This window comes from Aneurinibacillus sp. XH2, assembly GCF_001439585.2.
GTDB lineage: Bacteria > Bacillota > Bacilli > Aneurinibacillales > Aneurinibacillaceae > Aneurinibacillus > Aneurinibacillus thermoaerophilus.
In genome coordinates this window covers 678,081-697,883 of record NZ_CP014140.1, presented here as the reverse complement: position 1 = coordinate 697,883, position 19,803 = coordinate 678,081, and the positions used below count along the sequence as shown (strand labels likewise).

The 19,803-nt window shown below is 44.9% G+C and carries 19 protein-coding genes and 1 riboswitch; of the genes, 6 read left to right on the top strand and 13 right to left on the bottom strand.

The genetic code is table 11. From position 1 onward, the window contains the following. Window positions 1-56 precede the first annotated feature (56 nt). Both ACH33_RS03385 and hepT read right to left on the bottom strand, forming a co-directional pair. Window positions 57-710 (bottom strand): helix-turn-helix transcriptional regulator, encoded by a 654-nt coding sequence (locus ACH33_RS03385; protein WP_057897746.1) that lies wholly within the window; start codon window positions 708-710, stop codon window positions 57-59. A gap of 101 nt (window positions 711-811) precedes the next feature. Continuing rightward, on the bottom strand, window positions 812-1,240 hold the full coding sequence (hepT, locus tag ACH33_RS03380; protein ID WP_057897745.1) for a type VII toxin-antitoxin system HepT family RNase toxin: 429 nt from the start codon (window positions 1,238-1,240) through the stop codon (window positions 812-814). Window positions 1,241-1,522: 282 nt separating this feature from the next. Between hepT and ACH33_RS03375 the strand changes: the two genes are divergently transcribed. Together ACH33_RS03375 and ACH33_RS03370 are read left to right on the top strand one after the other, a co-directional pair. Continuing rightward, window positions 1,523-1,798 carry a DUF3055 domain-containing protein gene (locus ACH33_RS03375; protein WP_057897744.1) on the top strand — a complete coding sequence of 92 codons (276 nt, stop codon included), beginning with the start codon at window positions 1,523-1,525 and terminating at the stop codon, window positions 1,796-1,798. Window positions 1,799-1,872: 74 nt separating this feature from the next. Then, a complete protein-coding gene (locus ACH33_RS03370) occupies window positions 1,873-2,166 on the top strand; it encodes a hypothetical protein (protein WP_236781960.1) in 294 nt (97 codons plus the stop codon). 108 nt (window positions 2,167-2,274) lie between these two features. On the opposite strand, the gene ACH33_RS18520 is transcribed toward ACH33_RS03370, so the two are convergent. After that, entirely contained in the window at window positions 2,275-2,721 is a 447-nt protein-coding gene (locus ACH33_RS18520; RefSeq protein ID WP_082705874.1) for a YutD family protein, read from the bottom strand. A 142-nt stretch (window positions 2,722-2,863) separates the two neighbouring features. Between ACH33_RS18520 and ACH33_RS03360 the strand changes: the two genes are divergently transcribed. Beyond that, on the top strand, window positions 2,864-3,832 hold the full coding sequence (locus tag ACH33_RS03360) for a YhcN/YlaJ family sporulation lipoprotein (protein WP_057897743.1): 969 nt from the start codon (window positions 2,864-2,866) through the stop codon (window positions 3,830-3,832). Window positions 3,833-3,886: 54 nt separating this feature from the next. Here the strand turns inward: ACH33_RS03360 and lipA are convergent, their stop codons facing one another. Further along, window positions 3,887-4,753 carry a lipoyl synthase gene (gene lipA, locus ACH33_RS03355; protein ID WP_057897742.1) on the bottom strand — a complete coding sequence of 289 codons (867 nt, stop codon included), beginning with the start codon at window positions 4,751-4,753 and terminating at the stop codon, window positions 3,887-3,889. 188 nt (window positions 4,754-4,941) lie between these two features. On the opposite strand from lipA, the gene ACH33_RS03350 reads away from it, so the two are divergent. Together ACH33_RS03350 and ACH33_RS03345 are read left to right on the top strand one after the other, a co-directional pair. Continuing rightward, window positions 4,942-5,967, top strand: coding sequence for a M23 family metallopeptidase (locus tag ACH33_RS03350; protein ID WP_057897741.1), 1,026 nt, complete (start codon window positions 4,942-4,944; stop codon window positions 5,965-5,967). A gap of 21 nt (window positions 5,968-5,988) precedes the next feature. Then, complete coding sequence (locus ACH33_RS03345; protein WP_057897740.1) at window positions 5,989-6,465, top strand: L,D-transpeptidase; 477 nt, start codon at window positions 5,989-5,991, stop codon at window positions 6,463-6,465. A 49-nt stretch (window positions 6,466-6,514) separates the two neighbouring features. On the opposite strand, the gene ACH33_RS03340 is transcribed toward ACH33_RS03345, so the two are convergent. The 9 genes from ACH33_RS03340 to ACH33_RS03300 all read right to left on the bottom strand — a co-directional run bounded on the left by ACH33_RS03340 (window position 6,515) and on the right by ACH33_RS03300 (window position 17,748). After that, the gene (locus tag ACH33_RS03340; protein ID WP_057897739.1) at window positions 6,515-7,063 is read right to left on the bottom strand and encodes a class I SAM-dependent methyltransferase; all 549 of its coding nucleotides are present in this window, start codon (window positions 7,061-7,063) and stop codon (window positions 6,515-6,517) included. A 67-nt stretch (window positions 7,064-7,130) separates the two neighbouring features. Further along, entirely contained in the window at window positions 7,131-8,651 is a 1,521-nt protein-coding gene (locus ACH33_RS03335; protein WP_057897738.1) for a carboxypeptidase M32, read from the bottom strand. Between the two features lie 87 nt (window positions 8,652-8,738). After that, on the bottom strand, window positions 8,739-10,697 hold the full coding sequence (locus ACH33_RS03330) for a methyl-accepting chemotaxis protein (protein ID WP_057897737.1): 1,959 nt from the start codon (window positions 10,695-10,697) through the stop codon (window positions 8,739-8,741). A 253-nt stretch (window positions 10,698-10,950) separates the two neighbouring features. Further along, the gene (locus ACH33_RS03325; protein WP_057897736.1) at window positions 10,951-12,264 is read right to left on the bottom strand and encodes a phytoene desaturase family protein; all 1,314 of its coding nucleotides are present in this window, start codon (window positions 12,262-12,264) and stop codon (window positions 10,951-10,953) included. Between the two features lie 226 nt (window positions 12,265-12,490). After that, window positions 12,491-13,795: a pyrimidine-nucleoside phosphorylase gene (locus ACH33_RS03320; RefSeq protein WP_057897735.1), complete on the bottom strand. Its 1,305-nt coding sequence runs from the start codon at window positions 13,793-13,795 to the stop codon at window positions 12,491-12,493. Window positions 13,796-13,820: 25 nt separating this feature from the next. Then, window positions 13,821-15,050: a NupC/NupG family nucleoside CNT transporter gene (locus ACH33_RS03315; protein WP_057897734.1), complete on the bottom strand. Its 1,230-nt coding sequence runs from the start codon at window positions 15,048-15,050 to the stop codon at window positions 13,821-13,823. 398 nt (window positions 15,051-15,448) lie between these two features. Further along, the gene (gene yunB / locus ACH33_RS03310; protein WP_057897733.1) at window positions 15,449-16,192 is read right to left on the bottom strand and encodes a sporulation protein YunB; all 744 of its coding nucleotides are present in this window, start codon (window positions 16,190-16,192) and stop codon (window positions 15,449-15,451) included. 190 nt (window positions 16,193-16,382) lie between these two features. Beyond that, the gene (locus ACH33_RS03305) at window positions 16,383-17,003 is read right to left on the bottom strand and encodes an S-layer homology domain-containing protein (protein WP_057897732.1); all 621 of its coding nucleotides are present in this window, start codon (window positions 17,001-17,003) and stop codon (window positions 16,383-16,385) included. A 280-nt stretch (window positions 17,004-17,283) separates the two neighbouring features. Further along, entirely contained in the window at window positions 17,284-17,748 is a 465-nt protein-coding gene (locus tag ACH33_RS03300) for a C40 family peptidase (protein ID WP_057897731.1), read from the bottom strand. Between the two features lie 7 nt (window positions 17,749-17,755). Beyond that, window positions 17,756-17,887, bottom strand: a riboswitch (cyclic di-AMP (ydaO/yuaA leader). A 484-nt stretch (window positions 17,888-18,371) separates the two neighbouring features. On the opposite strand from ACH33_RS03300, the gene ACH33_RS03295 reads away from it, so the two are divergent. Further along, window positions 18,372-19,565 carry an MFS transporter gene (locus tag ACH33_RS03295; RefSeq protein ID WP_057897730.1) on the top strand — a complete coding sequence of 398 codons (1,194 nt, stop codon included), beginning with the start codon at window positions 18,372-18,374 and terminating at the stop codon, window positions 19,563-19,565. The last annotated feature ends 238 nt before the right edge of the window (window positions 19,566-19,803 follow it).

Below are 19,803 nucleotides of genomic sequence, written 5' to 3'. Positions count from 1 at the left end.
CGTGAAATACCCTGCTTATTCTTGTTTTCAGAAATAAGCAGGGTATTGTCGTTCTATTATGATTCAGCTTTGTCTTCTTTTTTGGAAATGATATACACACAATTATCTCCGCCAGTCGCTATACATTCTTCCTGCTTGACTTCGGCGTTTAGCACATTCTCAAATAACATTTTTTCGCAATTACACGCGTATGTGTACTCCTTGGCAACAGATGAAATCGGACAATTCGATTCGACAAAGATGTATTTTCCTGTTTTTTCGTCCTTTTTCAATTCCACCATGTATCCTTTTTCATCCTGCATTTTCGCCAATGCTTCCAGCTTCTTCTCAAAATCGCTGTCGGAAGGTACGATGTCACGGTACAAATTCTCCTGACGCTGCTGGCGGAGCTTAAATAAAGCCTCAACCATTCCCGCACCCTGAAGTTCCTTGATATCATTCAGGAATTCTAGCGCCAAATCCTGATAGTTCTTTGGGAACATGTTATCGGCTTCTTCTGACAGGGAGTATACGTTTGTCGGACGTCCCATCGCCTGGCGAAGCAGGCGCGACTCAATCAGGTTATCACGTTCCAACGTATTCAAATGACGGCGCACGGCCATTTCGGTAATGCCCAATTCCTGAGCCATATCCCCTACTGTCATCGATCCTTTAATTTTCAACATATGCAAAATCTGGTTGCGGGTAGAAGAGGATTTGTCTTTGTTCATATTCTTTCACCTTCCTCCCCTATATTGTACCCGATTTAATGAAACAAGTAAATTTCTATACAATATAATATAAAAACTATACTAATAATGCTATTAAACTATTACAATTCACGTGCCAAGTAATCGCGTACACGCGCCGGAAATTGCTGAAGCTGGGGGGAATGGGTACGCAAAAGGGTGTACACCTCTTGACGATCCACTGTCGTATAGTGAGTAATCAACTTCTTGCGCATATTAACCACCGATTTCAACGCAGCCGCCATCTCACTGTCAATCACCTTTTCATCTTCAAGAATGTCAACAATGTCTTCATAGCTACCGGGATCACGCATGATAAAACCATCGATCAAATAGTTTCCTACGTCAGCTATCGTCTCCAAGGCAACATGAAGCGCACGTTCCAACGCTAGGTTGGTCAGCATGTCCTCAGCGGCGCTTTCCTCATGCTTGAGCACAGGTATAACTTTTTCAAGAACCCGTTCCAAATAGGATAAATGCTCCTCGATTTTTTCCACGTTAACCTGGTACATATTTATGCTCCACTCCTCATTGTTTTTTCTTCTTGTTCTTTATCTTTGAGGTAATAATCGTAATTGCAAACGTAAGGACAAGCAGGGTAAAAATGACAACCCCCTGCATGATATTTTCCATTTCCATTCCTGTCACCTCTTGCTTCCTCAGCTCTCTTGTTACAGTATACCATGACTTAGGAAAGATACACATATGGGGTATGATAAAAAACAAATAGCAAAACAACAAAAGATATGTATATAATATCCAAGAAAGTTTTTATTAAGATGGGAGGCAAAAATATGTCACAACATGGAGATTGGACTTTTCTTTATGACCATAAGGAAGAGACTACGACACGATATGTAAGCTTTATCGGGGAAGAAGGGCGCTACGATATCGCAATTATTAAAACGAAAAACTTCTACGGCAAAAGCCTGGTATTAAATATTCTTACTCACCGGATGGCCATTCTCGGTCAAAAAGATCTAGACGAGCCAGGTTATCTGGAAGAAGCCTTCAATATGACAGAAGAGGAAGCCAACGAGCTGCGGGAATTTTTGCGTTTAAGCATCTAATTTTCCTAGAATAAATTATGAGACGTTGGCATGATACTACCTTTATCCTTTATTTTATGAAGGAGGGGGTTTTCTTGTCTGCCAAAGAACCACTATCTGAGAAAAAAGAAGAAATGTTTGAACCTCTAAAAACGGAAGCGAGCGTGATCCATACACATTACCCGGAGGAATTCCCGGAAGGATCTTATGGCACCGCCGCGTTCTCCCATCCTTTCCTCGGTAAAGAATCCTGGGACACCGGCGAAAAAGCTGAATCTGCGTTCACATACGAAAACCGTTCCTTCCACGAAGGCATTCCGCGCCAAGATCCGGGCGCGCACCCGACGCATGATAATCCGGGCGAGAATGAAGAGCCGATGCTCGAGTAAAAACAAATAAAAAAACTCACGGGCGTTTCCGCCCGTCCTTTTTTGCAACGGAGAAACGGCTAACAAAAAAGCGGAGCGCCGCATCGACGATCCGCTTGTTCCTTATTCTTATTGTACTGTCATTTTTTCCTTGCCTTCCTTCAGTTTGCGGCGAGAGCGCGCACGACGTCTTGCTTCGCGTCGCTTCCCTTCTTTGCCTTTGGTCGTTTTTCCTTCCAGCCTCTCTGCCGATTCTTCCCCTTCCGGATCATCAATTTCTTCCACTTCTGGCAGATGATCTGCTTGCTTTACTTTTTTCAACAGAAAATACGCGCATCCAAAATTGCAATACTCCATAATATACTCGTCGAAAAAGCTAATTCGCGCGTCAAAGGGCGCTTTACGGTTTGTGTCTTCAAAAAAACCTTTCAACCGAAGCTGACCGTATCCCCAGTCGCCCACGATATAGTCGAACTTACTTAAAATGTCACTATACCGTTCTCTGAACGCTTCCTGGTTGAACCCGTTTTTATTTTCCTCAATTAGCTCGTAGACCTGATCCTGGACCCGTATCACTTCAGTTGCCTCCTCTCGGGCCATCAGTAATATGCATGGTGGCGCGCGTCTCCTATTTTACCACAATTTTTGGCGTTGCACACAAAATTCCCACGAAAACTCCCCAATCCTGCGGGCAACCTACAGGATAGGAGGTGGTACAATGAAAAAAATCTTATCCGTACTTTCTGTAGTAGGTCTTGCTGTTTCGCTGGCCGCTTGCTCTCCGGCAGCGGATAATACGCGCACAAACCAATACCGCCCACTAAGCGTTGGCCCTAACAACCCGCCCGGTACGATCTACCGTTACCACAATGTAGGGGACGGCCGCTACGATACGTACCGTAACGGTATCATTAAAGATCAAACAAATTACCGCCCGGGTGTACTGCGCGATTCAAGGGACAGAATGCTTCGCACACAAGGCCTGAATGATATGGGAATTAATAACAATGGGCAGCGCGTATACAGTACGGGTAAATACGGTACGAATACCATTGTAGGTAACAATGCATATCCGTATTCCATTTACAGACCAGACACGAAAAACTATAACGTGGGAACCCGTAGCAACCAGCCGACCATCGGCTTCGTCCACCTCGGCGACAACCAAGCCGGTAATGGCCGTACGTATAACGGTATGGGCGTGCAAAATTACAACGCACCAAACGGTAATACCTTGTATCAGGGTATACAAGCTAACTATGATACAGCTACACCAAACGTATACGTTGACCGCCAAATGCTGGCTTCCGCCGTCGCCAAGGTCGCCAAACAAATACCCGGTGTAAAGCGAGCGACTGTGCTTACGACTGATAACCAAATTTTTGTGGGCTGCGATACATCCGGTCTAAGTCCATCTGCTGCGCAAACAATACTGGAAAAAGTACAAAAAGGTTGCGAAAACGTATCTCCACGTTATTATAAAGTGTACACAACGAACGATCAAAACACCATCGACAAAGTATACAAAAACGCGATGCAAATGGGCACAAAAACCGATCAGGAGTTCGAACAAATGATTGGTCATAAAGCCAATTCCATGCATAACCTCTCCACAAATACCGAAAGCAATAAATCCAGCAGCAGCAAATCTGGAAAACCAATGCGTACGCATCATATGAAGAAATAACGCAACATAAGCCCTTCCGCATCCTGCGGCAGGGCTTGTTACATTGCTTCCGATTCACAATGCTTTAGCAGCCGACTCTACCTGTTCGTGCGCATGGTATGAACTGCGTACCAATGGGCCGGACTCTACATGCTTGAAACCTCGCTTCATTCCTTCGTCTTTTAACTGTGCAAACTCGTCCGGATGATAAAACTTCTTCACTGGCAGATGTTTCGGCGTCGGCTGAAGATATTGTCCGATAGTCAATATATCTACATCCACACGTCGCAAATCGTCCATCGTTTTCAGAATTTCCTCCATTGTTTCCCCAACACCGATCATAATGCTTGACTTTGTTGGAATATCCGGTTGGAACTCTTTTGCCTTAGCCAGAAGTTCCAGCGTGCGGTTATATTTCGCTTTCGAGCGAACACGATCTGATAGACGTTCTACCGTTTCAATATTATGGTTTAAAATATCCGGTCTGGCATCCATAACAACTTTCAATGCATCCCAATTGCCAAGAAAGTCTGGAATCAACACTTCCACACTGCAGAGTGGCATACGTTTTCGGATCGCTTTAATCGTCTCAGCAAAAATAGACGCTCCGCCATCTTTCAAGTCATCGCGGGCTACAGACGTGACGACCACATGTCTCAACCCCATCTGTTCTGTCGCTTCCGCCACGCGTTCCGGCTCAGCCAAATCAAGCTCCGTCGGAAGCCCCGTTTTTACGGCGCAAAACCGACAAGCACGAGTACACAAATCACCAAGGATCATAAACGTTGCGGTCCGATTGGCCCAACATTCATATATATTCGGACAGCGCGCTTCTTCACAAACTGTATGCAACGTTTTGCCGCGCATCATTCGTTTGAGCTCTTTGAAGTTTTCACCCGTATTTAGTTTAATTTTTAGCCATTCTGGCTTTCGTTCTGACATGAAGCGCTCATCTCCATTCTCTTATCAAGTTCCTCTTCCCTATTGTAAAAAAGCCCAAGCACTAAAGCAATCCAAACCTGCTTCCAATGGGTTTTATTGTCATATTCTTCCCGTTCCTCCCGTTATAAAATCAGTGCCTTTGCACACACTAAGGCCAAGATATAAACACGTTATCACGGGAGGGCCATATGTGGTGTAAAAGAGCATTTCTACTTATTATCGTCTGCATCCTTTGCCTTATTCCTGCCCCCGTATGGGCTGCTTCTCACGGTTCTGCGGAGGCAGAAGCACGTGAAAGGCAACTGCTGTTTGAGCATATGCAAGCCATCACCGGCGTGCCTTGGTATTATCTGGCCGCCGTCGACCAATATGAGCGCAGTATTCACAAACATGTGAAAAAGAAGGAAAAAAATGTCTCACCTGAAGCAAAGCAGCGTAAACTCGGCATCGTTTTTTCTCCTGAAATCTGGAGCGGTTTTCTGAATCCAAATCCGGAGGATACATCTCCGTCGACCATCTCATTTTTCGGCGGTCTTGGCAAAGACGGAGACGGAGATGGCAAAGCAGACCGAAACAATGATCTTGATGTCGCATATACCATGGCCAGTTACCTAACGGAGTTCGGCTTCACAGAGGATGATATTCGCATCGCACTTTGGCAATATTACACACGCGACAAAAACGTCGAGATCATTTCCAATCTCGCCACTATCTACCAGTACTACAACACACTGCATCTGACCGGCAGCGCTTTTCCAGTGCCGCTTCATTATAATTACAGCTACCGTAGCACCTGGGGTGATCCGCGCGGTTGGGGCGGACGGCGCATCCACGAAGGAACCGATATTTTCGCTGGGTACGGTACCCCCGTACGCGCTACCAAGCACGGTATTATCGAAACAATGGGCTGGAATCCATACGGAGGCTGGCGCATAGGAATAAGGGATGTGGACGCCCTTTACCATTATTACGCCCATCTCAATGGCTTTAACAAAAAATTCAAAGTAGGTGATGTGGTCAAACCGGGAGACGTTATCGGTTATGTCGGTAGTTCAGGATACGGCAAGCCCGGTACATCCGGCAAGTTCCCGCCGCATTTGCATTACGGTGTCTACCGGGATAATGGCAAAACCGAATATTCTTACGATCCATATCCAATGCTAAAACGCTGGGAGAAGGAAGAATACAAAAACAAAAAGAAAAAGAAAAAATAAAGGGAAAAGGAGGAAGTGACGATGCGCAAATATTTTCCACTATGGTTCCTCTTTTCCCTATTATTTTACACAATCCTTATCTGTCCTGCTTCTGCCTTAGAAGATGAAGTGCATATCGAAATTAACAAAACAACCAACCGCCTGACCATTTTTCTGAACGATGTACCAGTGTATGTGTTTTCAGTCGCGACGGGCAAAAACAAAAATTTAACACCTGAAGGCGAATTCAAAATCGTGACAAAAGTAGAAAACCCGTGGTATCTGCCAAAGAACGTGCCTGGCGGCAGTCCACAAAACCCGTTGGGTACAAGATGGCTCGGGCTCAACATACAAAACACCGGCGGGTATAAATACGGGATTCATGGGACGAATAATCCTGCTAGCATCGGCCATCATGTCAGCCAAGGCTGCATCCGCATGCAGAATAAGGATGTCGAATGGCTGTACAGCAACATTCCAATCGGAACCCGAGTCATTATCAAAAGTAATACGCCCTAGCCAAACTCCGAAAAAAATCTGCCCTGCCAGTAAACGCAGGGCAGATTTTTTACTGTTTGTGGCAGAAATATACAAAGGCTGGGAGAAAATTTAATGGTACATATTGAATGGAAATATGATTAAACTTTCGTTTTAAATGCTTGCGCATCTGCAACGAAAACTGGAACATGATGAAATCGCCGCCTGGCTTTAGATGGCTGTGAACCATATCCAGCAACTGTTCGATTTGTTGAGCCGAAAACCAAGAAACAGGCAAGGCCGATACAATACAATCAAGGTGCTCTATGTTTCGTTCCTGCATTACTTCAGGAAGATTAAAGGCATCCGTGTATATCCGCAGATGTGGAAATTGCTCCTGTAAATGCCGATTCAGGTTTTCCTCGTTTTCAAATACGAGCAGCGATTCAATGGACGGACATTTTCCATCCAGCGCCTTTGTCAGCACCCCTGTACCCGCGCCTAGTTCTGCAACGATCCGCGGCTTCCTTTCATTAATATGGCTCGTAATATGTTTCACGAGGAACGGGGAACTCGGAATAATGCTGGCCACTTGGAGAGGGGAGCGCAGAAAGCTTTTAAGAAAAAGAACTTTATCCATATTCTTTCTTCATCCTTTGCCCCAAATTTATTTATATCATAATGTAACAAAACGAAAAAAAGTTGAATTATGCAAGCTCATAGACATCTGTATACTTTTTCTCCAAATAAGCGATTAAATAAGTGGCATTGATTCCTTCGCCGGTCGCTTCTCTGATTATTTTTGCCGGAAGCAACATTTTACCGTGGCGGTGCACTTTCTCCTTCATCCAGCGCGTAATGATGCCAAACTCACCCTGGCGCACTGCTTCCCTGTAATCTGGAATATCCCGGGAAAGCGCTGCTTCCAATTGTGCCGCGTAAATATTGCCCAGTGAATAGGTAGGAAAATATCCGAAATCTCCCCCTGACCAGTGTACATCCTGTAGCACGCCTTGTGCGTCATTAGGAGGCGTAATGCCTAGGTAGTCGCTCATTTTTTCCGCCCATGCTCCAGGCAAGTCAGCCACCCGTAAATCACCGGTAATCAGCGCCTTCTCCAGTTCATAACGCAGCATAATATGTAAATTGTATGTCAACTCGTCGGCTTCAATCCGTATAAGCGACGGTTGTACCTGATTGACCGCTCGGTATACCGCATTCACAGAAACGCCGGCGAATGGCCCCGGGAACATGGCGGCCGCTTCCGAATAAAAGCAACTCCAAAACGCTTCGCTGCGCCCTATTATATTTTCCCAAAAACGGGATTGCGATTCATGGATACCCATGGATGCACCTTCCCAAAGCAATGTCCCGGCCAATTCAGGCGCAATGTTCTGCTCGTATATCGCATGTCCGACCTCGTGGATAGAACTATACAACGCCATTTGCAAGTCATGCTCGTAGATCTTCGTCGTGATCCGCACATCCCCAAGATTAAGTCCGGTCGAGAATGGATGGGCGCTTTCATCGAGCCGTCCAGCAGTAAAATCGTAACCGATTTTTTGCAATACAAACTTGCTGAACTCACGCTGAGCCTGGGCCGGGTAATGCTTCCGCAAGAAGGAAGTATCCGAAGGCTTGCCGTTCGCCTGAATTCTTTCCAACAATTCCACCGATTTTTTTCGCAAATCAGCAAACAACGGATCGATCATTTCAACTGTAACTCCCGGTTCATAACGATCCAGAAGCGTATTGTACCGATGACCTTCATATCCCCAAATATCAATGAATTGGTTTAGATGATCAATGATCTGCTCCAGATACGGCTGAAACGCCACAAAATCGTTGTTTCGCTTTGCTTCTTCCCAGATAGCCTGCGCCTTCGCCGTCAGCACCGTATACGCTTGAAACAAATCCGCCGGAATGCTTTTATTTTTGTCGTATTCCTTTTTTAGCTCTCGCACCATTGCCTGTGTTACCGGGTCCAATGCTTCATACGTATCTGTATCGGAAAGGTTATCCAGCATCTCGCCCATTTCCGGAGCAATGCCAAGTTTAAAAAGCTCTGTGGACAGCATCCCGATAACTTCCGCCCGTTGTTCTTTACCGCGCACAGGAGCGCACGTCATTACATCCCAACTCAATACTGCGACCGCTTCTTTATAGTCAGCCATCTTTCGCACATACGTGCGAAACTTGTTCGTCATCTCCGCCTTGTTCTGCGCCATAGTTATCCATTCCTCCCTGCCTGTTTTCTACTTATCATTATAGTAGGAAAAAGCCGTCAATCATATGACTGACGGCGTAAAAAACGGCTACAAAATAAATTTGCGAACCAGTCCATGCAATTCATCCGCCATTTTCGCCAATGAAGTAGAAGAAGCAGAAATCTCCTGCATAAACGCCAGCTGTTCTTCTGTTGCCGCGAACACGGTCTGAATGTCACCAGAGTTTGCGTCAATAATGCGTGACATCATTTCTACCGTAGCCGCAACCTCTTTGGTGCCGTTCGCCACTTCTTCCACCGCCGCCAGTACTTTCTGAAATTCGGTGGCCGATTCCGCAACAGACTTCTGGATTTGCGCAAATAATTGGCCAGCTTCATCTACAACCCGCATTCCATGTTCTACTTCTTGAGTGCCGGTGGTCATCGATTGGACAGCAGCTGCTGTTTCCTGTTGGATGGAATGAATAAGGGATGCAATTTTGCCGGCTGATTCCGTGGACTGCTCAGCCAATTTACGCACTTCATCAGCTACCACCGCAAATCCGCGGCCATGCTCACCAGCACGCGCCGCTTCAATGGCGGCATTCAACGCAAGCAAATTCGTTTGGTTTGAAAGCGTTGTAATCACTTCTATAATTTTCCCAATTTCTTGTGAACGCTGACTAAGTCCCTGCACCATTCCGGCTAAGCCCCGTACTGTCGCATCGATGGACTGCATCTGGCCCACTACCTGCTGAATCACCTGATTTCCTTTTATTGACATATCGTTTGCCTGAAGCGCCACAGCATTTACCGCTTGCACACGAGAAGCCATTTCCCGGGCATTCACAGACATTTCGTTAATCGTTCGTGCAGTTTTCTCTATCCCTTCCACCTGACGTTCTGAGCCGGCGGCTACTTCTTGCATCACCGAAGTAATTTGTTCGGTCGCCTGATTTGTCTGATCAGCGCTTGCGTTTAGTTGTTGGGATGAAGCGGCGAGCTGTTCTGATTTCTCGTGCGCTTCGCGGATCATTGCGGACAACGAATCCGCCATATAATTGAAGCTTTCGCCTAATTCGCCGAATTCATCGTTTGTATGTACCTGAATCCGTTCACGCAAATCCCCTTCGCTAATCCGATGAGCGATTTCTTTTATACTTCTCAGCGGTACCATAATAGAACGAATAACAAAGTAGCTTCGTAAAATTCCGTATAGTAGTGCAGCAATCAACACAATAAGCATAACAACGAAAATTGGGCTCGCTTCACTCTTCGCTTCATCCACACTTATCACACCGGCAAGTTTCCAACCTGTTAATTGATTCGTCGTAAAAAAGACATGGCTTTCCTGACCTTCCACCTCGTATTCAAAATCCCCGGAATGTGAAGCAAAAATAGGTTCAACCCCAGCAAAGTCAGCCTTTTCACCCGCTTTGTGTACCGGATGAGAAACAACTTTTTTCGCCTGATCCAGAATAAATGCGTAACCCTCTCTACCAATTTTAATCTGTTTAATATTGTCAGATAACGCTTTCAAATTTACATCTAGACCCACTACACCTCCTCCCTGTTGCAATGCAACAGAAATAGTGACGACGATATCCTTTGTTCCTGTATCTACATACGGTTCTGTAATAAACACTTTCCCGGGACTGTTCATTGCTTGCTTATACCAAATGCTGGTGCGGGGATCATATCCATCTGGAAGATCAAAAGGTGTAACTAGCATTTGTCCGTTTTTTAAGCCTACAAACGTGTGCAACATCTCAGGATGGAGCGACTGAAATGTTTTAATACTCTGCAACATTTGCGCTTGGTTTTCTCCAGATGTTCTCTCAAGCGTGGCGGCCAGATACTCAGCCTCCTTTATCGCAGGCTCTATCGTTCGGGTAATAAATTTATCCATTAATTCTATATTTTCTTTTGCACTGCGTACAATTTGTTCATTTACTTTCCGTTCTGCTGTCTTATAAGCGGTTATGCCAAGGACAAGCGTTGGAAGAAGCAAAAGGACGGCAAAAGCATAGATTAATTTGTTTTTAATTGTTTTTCGCACTTTTTTCATCACACTCTCCCCTATCTTCTATTTGGTAAATTCGTTTCATAATTTTATTTTTATCTAGGAATTAAGTTATCGGATTTTTTGTCTATAAATTTAGTCTTTTATAAGTTTTTTCTAACAAAGAAAAAAAGCCGCCTAAATAAGGCGGCAGAGAAAAAGGGGGAGAATATAGGGAGACACTTATTCCTATAACTACTTTTTATTCTTCCCCTTTTTACCCAGTTATAAACCTACCCCATTACGCTTTTTCGTTTTTTCATACGTAAGAATATTTTTGCAAGATGAGTTTGCTCGATTCATACGCACTGTGAAACGACAGTTCTGACAATTGCCCTTTGCCTTCGCACCAATCGCCCGCAAAGAATACATTTCGGTAATCCGGCAAATAAAGCGGCATCGGTTTCTGGGTCATCGTCCACTTAATCTCCTGCGCAGCGGCGCGCTTGGATACGCGTGGCACCACCAGCTGTTCACGCCAGCCGGCGAAGTGTTTATCATAAAGCGCTTCGATTTTTTCGTGATATTCCTGAATTTTTTCTTTATCTTTCAGATCTTCTTCTGTTAGGTATGCAATAGCCTGTAGTAATTGGCCGCCTTCCGGCACACATGTTTCGTCATAGTGTGAAATGTCGGTGATAAACATTTTATTCTTCTTATCGTAAATGTACGTGTATGGCACATCGATCCGCTTTGCTAAACCGACATCGTACACATATACATAACTCGGCTCATAGCTTGAGTATTGCTTAATAAAATGTTCGATTTTTGTACCTACTACAATTTTCTCCAGCTCTTTCGGCGGAATGCAAAACAGGAACTCATGGCCTCTGAACATCCCTTGTGTTGTCTGTACAGCTATCACGCGATCATTCTCTGCCTCCACCGCTTCCGCCTTTGCCTTCGTAATAATGGTACCACCATTTTCTTCGATAACGCGAACAAACTCATTAATAAGCGCTTGCCAGCCGCCGCCAATGTATGCAACTGGCTTGTTGGTTGTAAACAGGCGCTGATAATAATTAAAGAATACATCGGACGGAATTCGTTCCGGTTCCCGGGTAAAGAAGTTAGAGGAAGCAAGAGTTAACATCATATCCTTGACGTCAGGACTAATTTCTTTTTCCTCCATCCACTTTGCAATGGAGAGGTGCGGATGTCCTTTCTCCATATGCAGCATCGTTTTGAAAATTTCAAACGTGAATTTGATTTTACCCATGCTGTTCAATACGCAAGTGCTGAACAAACCTTGAATATTGGCAGGCACATCCGTTAATCTGTCACCGATGTCATATTTCGCCTTGTTGGGCTGAAAATCTCTCCAGTCGATGTGAATAGCTAACTCTTTCTCAAATTTGCGGAGCACGGAAGTATCGCGGCCATAAATCGCATGTGCACCAAAGTTAAACGCGAAGCCTTTAATTTTTAGCGTGACGGCCCTTCCACCAAGGTTACCGCGTTCTAATACAACAACTTTCTTTCCCTTCTTGGACAAATAAGCTGCGGCCGATAAGCCGGCCAATCCACCGCCTACAATAACAGCATCATAGTAGGTTGTTTCATGTGCTTCCATGTTGTTAACATCTCCCACTGTATGAGTTGATTTTACCCTAGATTGGTGTTGTTTTTATATTACCACCCAAGTACGTCATTTTACCTTCTTCAGATTAATTAGACAATAGCCTTTATATTATCAAATATGCTTTCGATGAAATAAAAAGCTGGAAATGTAAACACCCCAAAACCCGGTGGGCCCACAAAGAAGTCCTACGGTCTTTCCGCAGGACTTTTCCATATTTTTATGCACGGATTTCGTCGTAAATGAGCGGAGGAGCACTAACTGCATCTGGTGTAATTCTGTACGCATCCTCAATCATTCTCTTTACGTCGGCTATGTCTTCGCGATTGCTGTGAATCGCCACAAGCGGTTCACCTTTCTGTACGGTGTCGCCAACCTTTTTCCGCAGCACCGCGCCAACAGCCAAATCAATAGCTGAATCTTTGGTTGTACGACCTGCGCCGAGCAACATTGCTGCTGTGCCGATCCGGTCCGCCTGAATGGAAGCGATATAACCCTCTGCCGGCGCTGCCACTTCGAATACATATTTTGCTGTCGGCAATCTGGATGGATCATCGATAACTGAAGCATCTCCACCTTGAGCAGACAAAAATGTTTTAAACTTTTCAAGTGCCTGACCGTTCGCAATCGCTTCTTTTAATCTCTCTCTCGCTTCTTCCGGGCTTTGCGCTTTTCCTCCAAGATATACCATATAGCTGCCCAGCGTCAGGCAAAGCTCTTCCAAATCTTTTGGTCCATGGCCACGCAACGTATCAATTGCCTCTTTTACTTCCAGGGCATTGCCCACCGCATAACCTAACGGCTGGCTCATATCCGAAATGATCGCCATCGTCTGACGACCCACACGATTCCCGATATCCACCATCGCCCGCGCAAGTTCGCGCGCCTGTTCTAGCTCTTTCATAAGCGCACCGCTACCCGTCTTTACATCAAGGACGATAGCATCAGCGCCAGACGCGATTTTTTTGCTCATAATAGAACTTGCGATAAGCGAGAGCGAATTTACCGTCGCGGTAACATCACGCAATGCGTATAATTTTTTGTCCGCAGGAGTTAAGTTGCCGCTCTGTCCCACAACAGCGACTTTATTTTTGTTGACAAGCTCATTAAACTGTTGATTATCAATTTCTACATGAAATCCCGGAACTGATTCCAGCTTATCAATGGTGCCGCCAGTATGACCAAGACCACGCCCGGACATTTTGGCCACCGGCACGCCAAGCGAAGCTACCAGCGGGGCAAGAACAAGCGTCGTTGTATCCCCTACGCCGCCGGTGCTATGCTTATCCACCTTGATCCCCTCGATCGCTGACAAATCAATCTGATCGCCCGATTCCACCATCGCCATTGTTAAATGCGCTCGCTCCTCTTGTGTCATATCACGGAAGAAAATCACCATCGCTAGGGCAGACATCTGGTAATCAGGAATGTCGCCTTTCGTATAACCTTGAATAATAAAATCAATTTCCGCTTTGCTTAATTCTTTTCCGTCCCGCTTCTTTTCGATTAAATCAACCATCCTCATACGACAGACCTCCCTTTACTTTTCTTTACACAAGCATACCAGCCATTGCCGCACTTAACAGTGAAGCGAGCATACCGGCCGCCACGGCCCGCAGCCCGAGACGCGCAATATCCTGCCTCCGGTTCGGCGCTAGGCTTCCGAGCCCGCCCAAAAGGATCGCCATGGAGGACAGATTGGCAAAGCCGCAGAGCGCAAAACTGACAATCGCTACCGTTTTCGGTGTAAGATTCTTAATTTGCGGAGCGAAATCAGTATAGGCTACAAACTCGTTTAATACAAGCTTCTCACCAATAAAGCCTCCGGCCATGATCGCCTCAGACCATGGCACACCGACCGCAAATGCAAGAGGGGCAAAAATAAATCCGAGAATCTTCTGCAAAGATAATCCTTCGTAATGAAACCAGCCACCGATAATGCCCAATCCCCCGTTAATGAGAGCGATAAGCGCAATAAAAGCAAGCAGCATAGCTCCAATATTAAGCGCAAGGTGCAAACCGACGCTTGCGCCGCGCGCAGCAGCGTCAATAACGTTAACCGATTCCGAGTCCTCATCCATTTTGAACTCCAATTTGCTTCCCGGAGCGGTTTCCGGTATTTTCGTCTCCGGCACGAAAATTTTTGCAATCACAAGGCCGGCCGGTGCCGCCATAAAGCTGGCTGCCAGTAAATATTCCAATGGCACGCCAAGCAGCGAGTAGCCCACAAGCACAGAACCCGCCACCGAGGCCAGTCCACCGGTCATCACCGCAAACAATTCCGAATTGGTCATTGTCGCGATGTAGGGACGAACAACAAGCGGTGCCTCCGTCTGTCCGACAAAAATGTTTGCGGCAGCGGACATTGATTCCGCTTTACTCGTTCCAAGCAGCCACGACAACGCACCTCCGATAATTCGAATAATCAATTGCATAATGCCGAGATAATAAAGCACGGAAATCAGAGCGGAAAAAAAGATAACAACGGTTAATACCTGGAATGCAAATACGAAAGTAATTCCGGATTGGGGCGTATATAAACCGCCAAATAAGAATTTAACTCCTTCATTTGCGTAACCCGTAATTTCTGTAACGATCATCGTTAATTTTTCCAGCCACTTTTTCCCTGTTTCCCATTTCAGGACGATAAATGCAAATACTAGTTGAATCGCCAAACCACCCAGCACGGGCCTCAGTTTAATCGACTTTTTGTTATTAGAAAATAAGAATGCGATCCCGAGCACAACAAGAATCCCCAAGAGTCCCCATAACATGTTCACGCTATCCCACCTCTTCATTTATGTAATTTTATTGAATGAGCATTCATTCTTCTCAACATACTACATATGCTTTCTTTTGCCTAGTTTTCTATGCCAGCCTTGCCGCTTTCTCTTTATCCTTCCTTTTTATGCTGTCTGTTTATTCATCTTCTGTTTCCACTCTTACAACCAGCTGTGAAATCGCTTACATCCTTCTTTTCTATTTTACAATATATCACAATACTTTGTTCGATAGAATTATCTTAATTACCCATTTTATTCCTAATCATAAAGACAAAAAAAAATCCACTGCCGTTCTTGCAGTGGAAAAATAAGGGGGAGAAAGAGAGAGAGAAAAATTTTTAAAGCTAATAATTATATTATTCCCAAAAATGATTTTGGCTAAACCTATGCATCCACTATTTCTGAATTTCTATGCTATTGGTTTGTACAGGAGGCACGATACTGGGTGGTTGTACGCCCGGAATTTCGCTTCCTGTCGGCCGTCCTTTGCCGTCATAGTAAAATTGGGGCACATTTCCGACGATAAGCGCGTTTGAAACTGGGATTTCCATTTTTACAATCGCCGGCTGCGTTGCAAAAGGAATTACAATTTTTACCTTTGTCTGGATAATAATAACAACTGTAATCAATACCATGTTAATGCCTGCTTCTTTCATTCTCGGTTCCAATTCGACATGCACGCTTCCGAATGGTACAAGCGTAAGTGGCAAGTCGGGGCCTAGTTGTGCCAACAAATTGCTCTTCAGCGCCTGACCTAGCGGAAGTGTCTGCGGCACCTCTTCTAAGTTTTTCAACGCATGGGTCACATTTTCCATCGTGTCCAACGCAATACGCGTATATTCATTATGGTTAAAAATGGCGGCCTGGATTTTTCCCTCTTTATCTTCCTTTAGCTGCACAAGTTCTTTAAAGTTAACATCTTTAATTATTTTTTGACCGATAGCATCATGAATCACTTTGGTCGCTAGTTGCTCCGTCCGGATGCGGGCGATTTCACGAATGGCCGGCTCTATATTTTTCTCTATATAGTAGAATGTTTGAAAAGTAAGACCCAAAAAAATCAGGAGGGAAATTAAAAACATATATTTCGAAGGGATCGGGGAACGAACGTTTCTTCCGCGCCATCTCTTCCTTCCCATGTTTCCACCCCCTTGCTGCAATATATGCCCAAAGCCGGCAGTCTAGGACTAAAAGACATTCTATCCAGCACCGCTTTTACCAAAGTGGAGCGAACAGAATAGCTTCTTTGTGGAAAGCGGGAGCAAACAAAAAGCCTGAAAGCACCGCTTTCAGGCCGGAAGAAGTATAACGCCACAAAATATACCAATATTACTTTAGTTTACCATAGAGATATGCGCGCGCTTGTTCAATCAACACAGCCGCTTCTGCGCGTGTAATATATTTAGCTCCACGGAAGGTGTTATCCGTATATCCTTTCATCACTTTCTTGTCTACCAGAGCAGAGACGCTGCCGACCGCCCACACCGGTATTTGATTAAAATCATCAAGCTTTTGCGCGGTGTCGACTTTTGTCACATCCAGTTCTAGCAGACGTGCCATCATAACTGCCGCCTCAAAACGTGTAATGGGCTTATTCGGTGCAAACTTGCCCTGATATCCGGTGACATAACCTGCTTGATAAGCGGAAGCAACTTGCTGATAGAACCATTGATACTTATGCACATCGCTAAAATCAACAATTGCATTTTCATTGAACTTGCCAAACGCCTTGTTGGCCATTGTTACAAATTCTGCGCGGGACACTTGTTTGCCTGGTCTAAACGTTCCGTCTTTATAACCGGACACAATCCCTTCTGCTACTAATTTATCCACTGCGGGTTTCGCCCAGTAAAAGTTGTCGAAGTCTTTGAAGTTGGCCGCGGAAGCTACAGAAACCACACTTAGTGACAAACCCATAGCCAACGCTAGCTTGGTAAATTTTCGTTTCATGATGAAAACCCACCTTTCCCTTACTATTTTCATATAAATAAAGCCTGCTTACGCCGCTTTATTTCTACCAGTAATTTTTTATGTTATCACCATCCAATCTAACGTATCCTGATGGCCTTCGGAAGTTAGCAAACCAGTAAATATATGGTTCCCACTTAATTATTTTCTTCGAGCTAAATAACGTGTTTATGGGGGGCATCCGTAAAAAATTAAAAAACCCCCAACCGTCCTTATGGCAGTTAGGAGTTAATAGCAAGATGTATGTAAATAAATACTCCGCTTATTTCAAGATGCGCTTCGCGCCTACATAACGTTTTCCCCAGTAATATTTATCATTAATATCATTAATAGCAACACCACGGCCGCTGGAAGAATGAATAAATTTCCCGTCTCCAATATACATACCCGCATGTGTTACAGGAGCACGACGGGACGTCTTGAAAAATACCAAATCACCCGTACGTAACTGAGAACGAGAAACCGGTGTTCCTCTCTGATACATAGCAGCTGCCGTACGCGGCAAAGAAATCTTTTCTCTTTTGAAGAGATAATTCAAAAATCCGGAACAGTCAAAACCACTTTTGGTGGTTCCCCCCCACTTATAAGGCGTTCCTATTAAACTTTTTGCTATCTCCACAAGAGAATTTTCGGCTGCGGAAGCTGTACGGGTACCTATAGGCGCAAACAAAGCGCTAAGAGCGATTGTCCCAGAAATCGCAAATATCATAATTTTCTTTTTTTTCATAGCCTAGTTTTACTCCCTTCATGCCTACGAGGTTAGTTGACGGGTTAAGAGGAGAAGGTCTCTTTCCGCTTGCACGGATCCACCCCAAAAATAAATTGTCCCCCGTTCCACGTTACTGTGGATTCGGCAAGTAAAATTTTCTATATAATAGGCCACCTCTTATAATTAAGGAAATCTTTTTCTTTCTATCTCTTTCCACTAACAACGTTTACAGTTTATCGAATTATATCGAAAAAGAGAAGAATTAGAAGAAAAAGTTCACAATTTAGACACATTTTGTTGAATTTTTTTGCAACCTATCGAAATATATCTGTATATTAAGCTGATGTTTACTCGATATGAAAGGAAACGGGGCAAGCAACACGCTGCCACGGTCTATCCGGTATGCCTATCATGTTTGCGCCGTCTCTAGCATAGCAAAATGCGAAGGCTTTCTCTTCATGTTTTCCCCTCCCTTTCCCTCTCGCTCCTGCTCTTTCGATTCACTTTACGCAAACAAAAACCCCTGCTTCCTCTTGGTTAGAAGACACGTTTTCTGACAAAACCATATATATAATGAAAGGACATTCTATCGAGATTATCGTAAAATTACGGTAAAGCATTCTCAAAAAGGAGATGAGCATATGAAAGCTCCCTCGCGAACTGACGTTTCTCCCGCCCTTTGGACCCGGGATTTTATATTGACAACCGTATCGAACCTATTTCTGTTTACCAGCTTTCAAATGTTAATCCCAACGCTTCCTGTATATGTGGAGCAAAGCGGTGGCAACGAATTCTCTATTGGGCTTGTTATCGGGATTTTTACCGTATTCGCTCTGCTTGCTCGCCCGTTCGCCGGAAAAGCACTTGACACGCTCGGCAGGAGAAAAGTAATGGCTATCGGTCTGCTTATTTTCATTCTTTCGGTGGCAGGTTACTACTGGACAACAACCGTATTTCTTATTTTAAGTCTGCGAGTCATTCATGGCATCGGATGGGGAATTGCTACCACCTCCTTTGGAACGGTCGTCTCTGACATTATTCCGGCGCAACGACGTGGAGAAGGCATGGGATACTATGGCCTTTCTTCTACGCTGGCGATGGCGCTTGCACCGCTGTTTGGCATCTGGCTTGTAGAAAAAACCGGCTTCGGAATGCTGTTTTTTGTTTCTACATTGCTTGCTGTGATAAGCTTTCTGCTTTCCCAGATCATTCGCTATCCAGATGTTTCTGTTTTCGTTCCTTCTCCGGAGCCAAAACATCGTAACCGACTCGATGAATGGTTAGAGGTAAAGGCGCTATTTCCTTCATTTCTTGCAATAATGCTCGGGCTTACATATGGCGGGATTGTTACCTTTATTACGCTGTTCGGCAAAGAAGCAGGAATTACAAACGTAGGATGGTTCTTTCTGACTCACGCTCTCATGGTTATGATCGTCCGTCCTGTGGCGGGCAAACTGTTTGATCGGCGTGGACACGTATGGATCCTGCTGCCAGGGGCATTCTTCACAGCTGTAGGATTGCTGTTTTTATCTTATTCCAATAATTTGTTGTCACTTATTCTTGCTTCTGTATTCTACGGCATCGGGTTTGGCGCTATTCAGCCGACCTTACAGGCGTGGACGATTAACAGGGTGGCACCCAACCGGCGTGGCGCCGCCAACGGCACGTTCTTCTCCGGATTTGATCTGGGAATCGGCGCGGGTGCTATGCTGCTCGGCACCATAGCAACGGCAACCAGCTACGCGGTCATGTATCGTATTTCGATTGTATTCATGGGACTGTATCTTATAACATATTCGCTTTATCTGGCTAAGAGTGCAAAAAAAAGCGCCTAGGTTCTCATGTTAAGCAACTTATCCATTCACCTCTTCTTCCCGGGCTTGATTGATTTTTTGCGCGATTTTTCCTTTTGTACTGCAACAAAGCCGTTAAAAAGTGGAAAAGAGCACACAACTATCTTGTGTCTTAAGCGACCAAGATGTTTTGTGTGCTCCGCTTAGAGAACAGCTTTGCGATCGAGTTTACTTTTTAAGCAATTAAGCAACAGAAAGAAGGGAAAGTTCGTGAATAGCG

Coding starts and splice junctions, on each gene's coding strand:
- ACH33_RS03385 (WP_057897746.1), bottom strand. CDS start 710: ATGAACAAAGACAAATCCTCTTCTACCCGCAACCAGATTTTGCATATG.
- hepT (WP_057897745.1), bottom strand. CDS start 1,240: ATGTACCAGGTTAACGTGGAAAAAATCGAGGAGCATTTATCCTATTTG.
- ACH33_RS03375 (WP_057897744.1), top strand. CDS start 1,523: ATGTCACAACATGGAGATTGGACTTTTCTTTATGACCATAAGGAAGAG.
- ACH33_RS03360 (WP_057897743.1), top strand. CDS start 2,864: ATGAAAAAAATCTTATCCGTACTTTCTGTAGTAGGTCTTGCTGTTTCG.
- lipA (WP_057897742.1), bottom strand. CDS start 4,753: ATGTCAGAACGAAAGCCAGAATGGCTAAAAATTAAACTAAATACGGGT.
- ACH33_RS03350 (WP_057897741.1), top strand. CDS start 4,942: ATGTGGTGTAAAAGAGCATTTCTACTTATTATCGTCTGCATCCTTTGC.
- ACH33_RS03345 (WP_057897740.1), top strand. CDS start 5,989: ATGCGCAAATATTTTCCACTATGGTTCCTCTTTTCCCTATTATTTTAC.
- ACH33_RS03340 (WP_057897739.1), bottom strand. CDS start 7,063: ATGGATAAAGTTCTTTTTCTTAAAAGCTTTCTGCGCTCCCCTCTCCAA.
- ACH33_RS03335 (WP_057897738.1), bottom strand. CDS start 8,651: ATGGCGCAGAACAAGGCGGAGATGACGAACAAGTTTCGCACGTATGTG.
- ACH33_RS03330 (WP_057897737.1), bottom strand. CDS start 10,697: ATGAAAAAAGTGCGAAAAACAATTAAAAACAAATTAATCTATGCTTTT.
- ACH33_RS03325 (WP_057897736.1), bottom strand. CDS start 12,264: ATGGAAGCACATGAAACAACCTACTATGATGCTGTTATTGTAGGCGGT.
- ACH33_RS03320 (WP_057897735.1), bottom strand. CDS start 13,795: ATGAGGATGGTTGATTTAATCGAAAAGAAGCGGGACGGAAAAGAATTA.
- yunB (WP_057897733.1), bottom strand. CDS start 16,192: ATGGGAAGGAAGAGATGGCGCGGAAGAAACGTTCGTTCCCCGATCCCT.
- ACH33_RS03305 (WP_057897732.1), bottom strand. CDS start 17,003: ATGAAACGAAAATTTACCAAGCTAGCGTTGGCTATGGGTTTGTCACTA.
- ACH33_RS03300 (WP_057897731.1), bottom strand. CDS start 17,748: ATGAAAAAAAAGAAAATTATGATATTTGCGATTTCTGGGACAATCGCT.
- ACH33_RS03295 (WP_057897730.1), top strand. CDS start 18,372: ATGAAAGCTCCCTCGCGAACTGACGTTTCTCCCGCCCTTTGGACCCGG.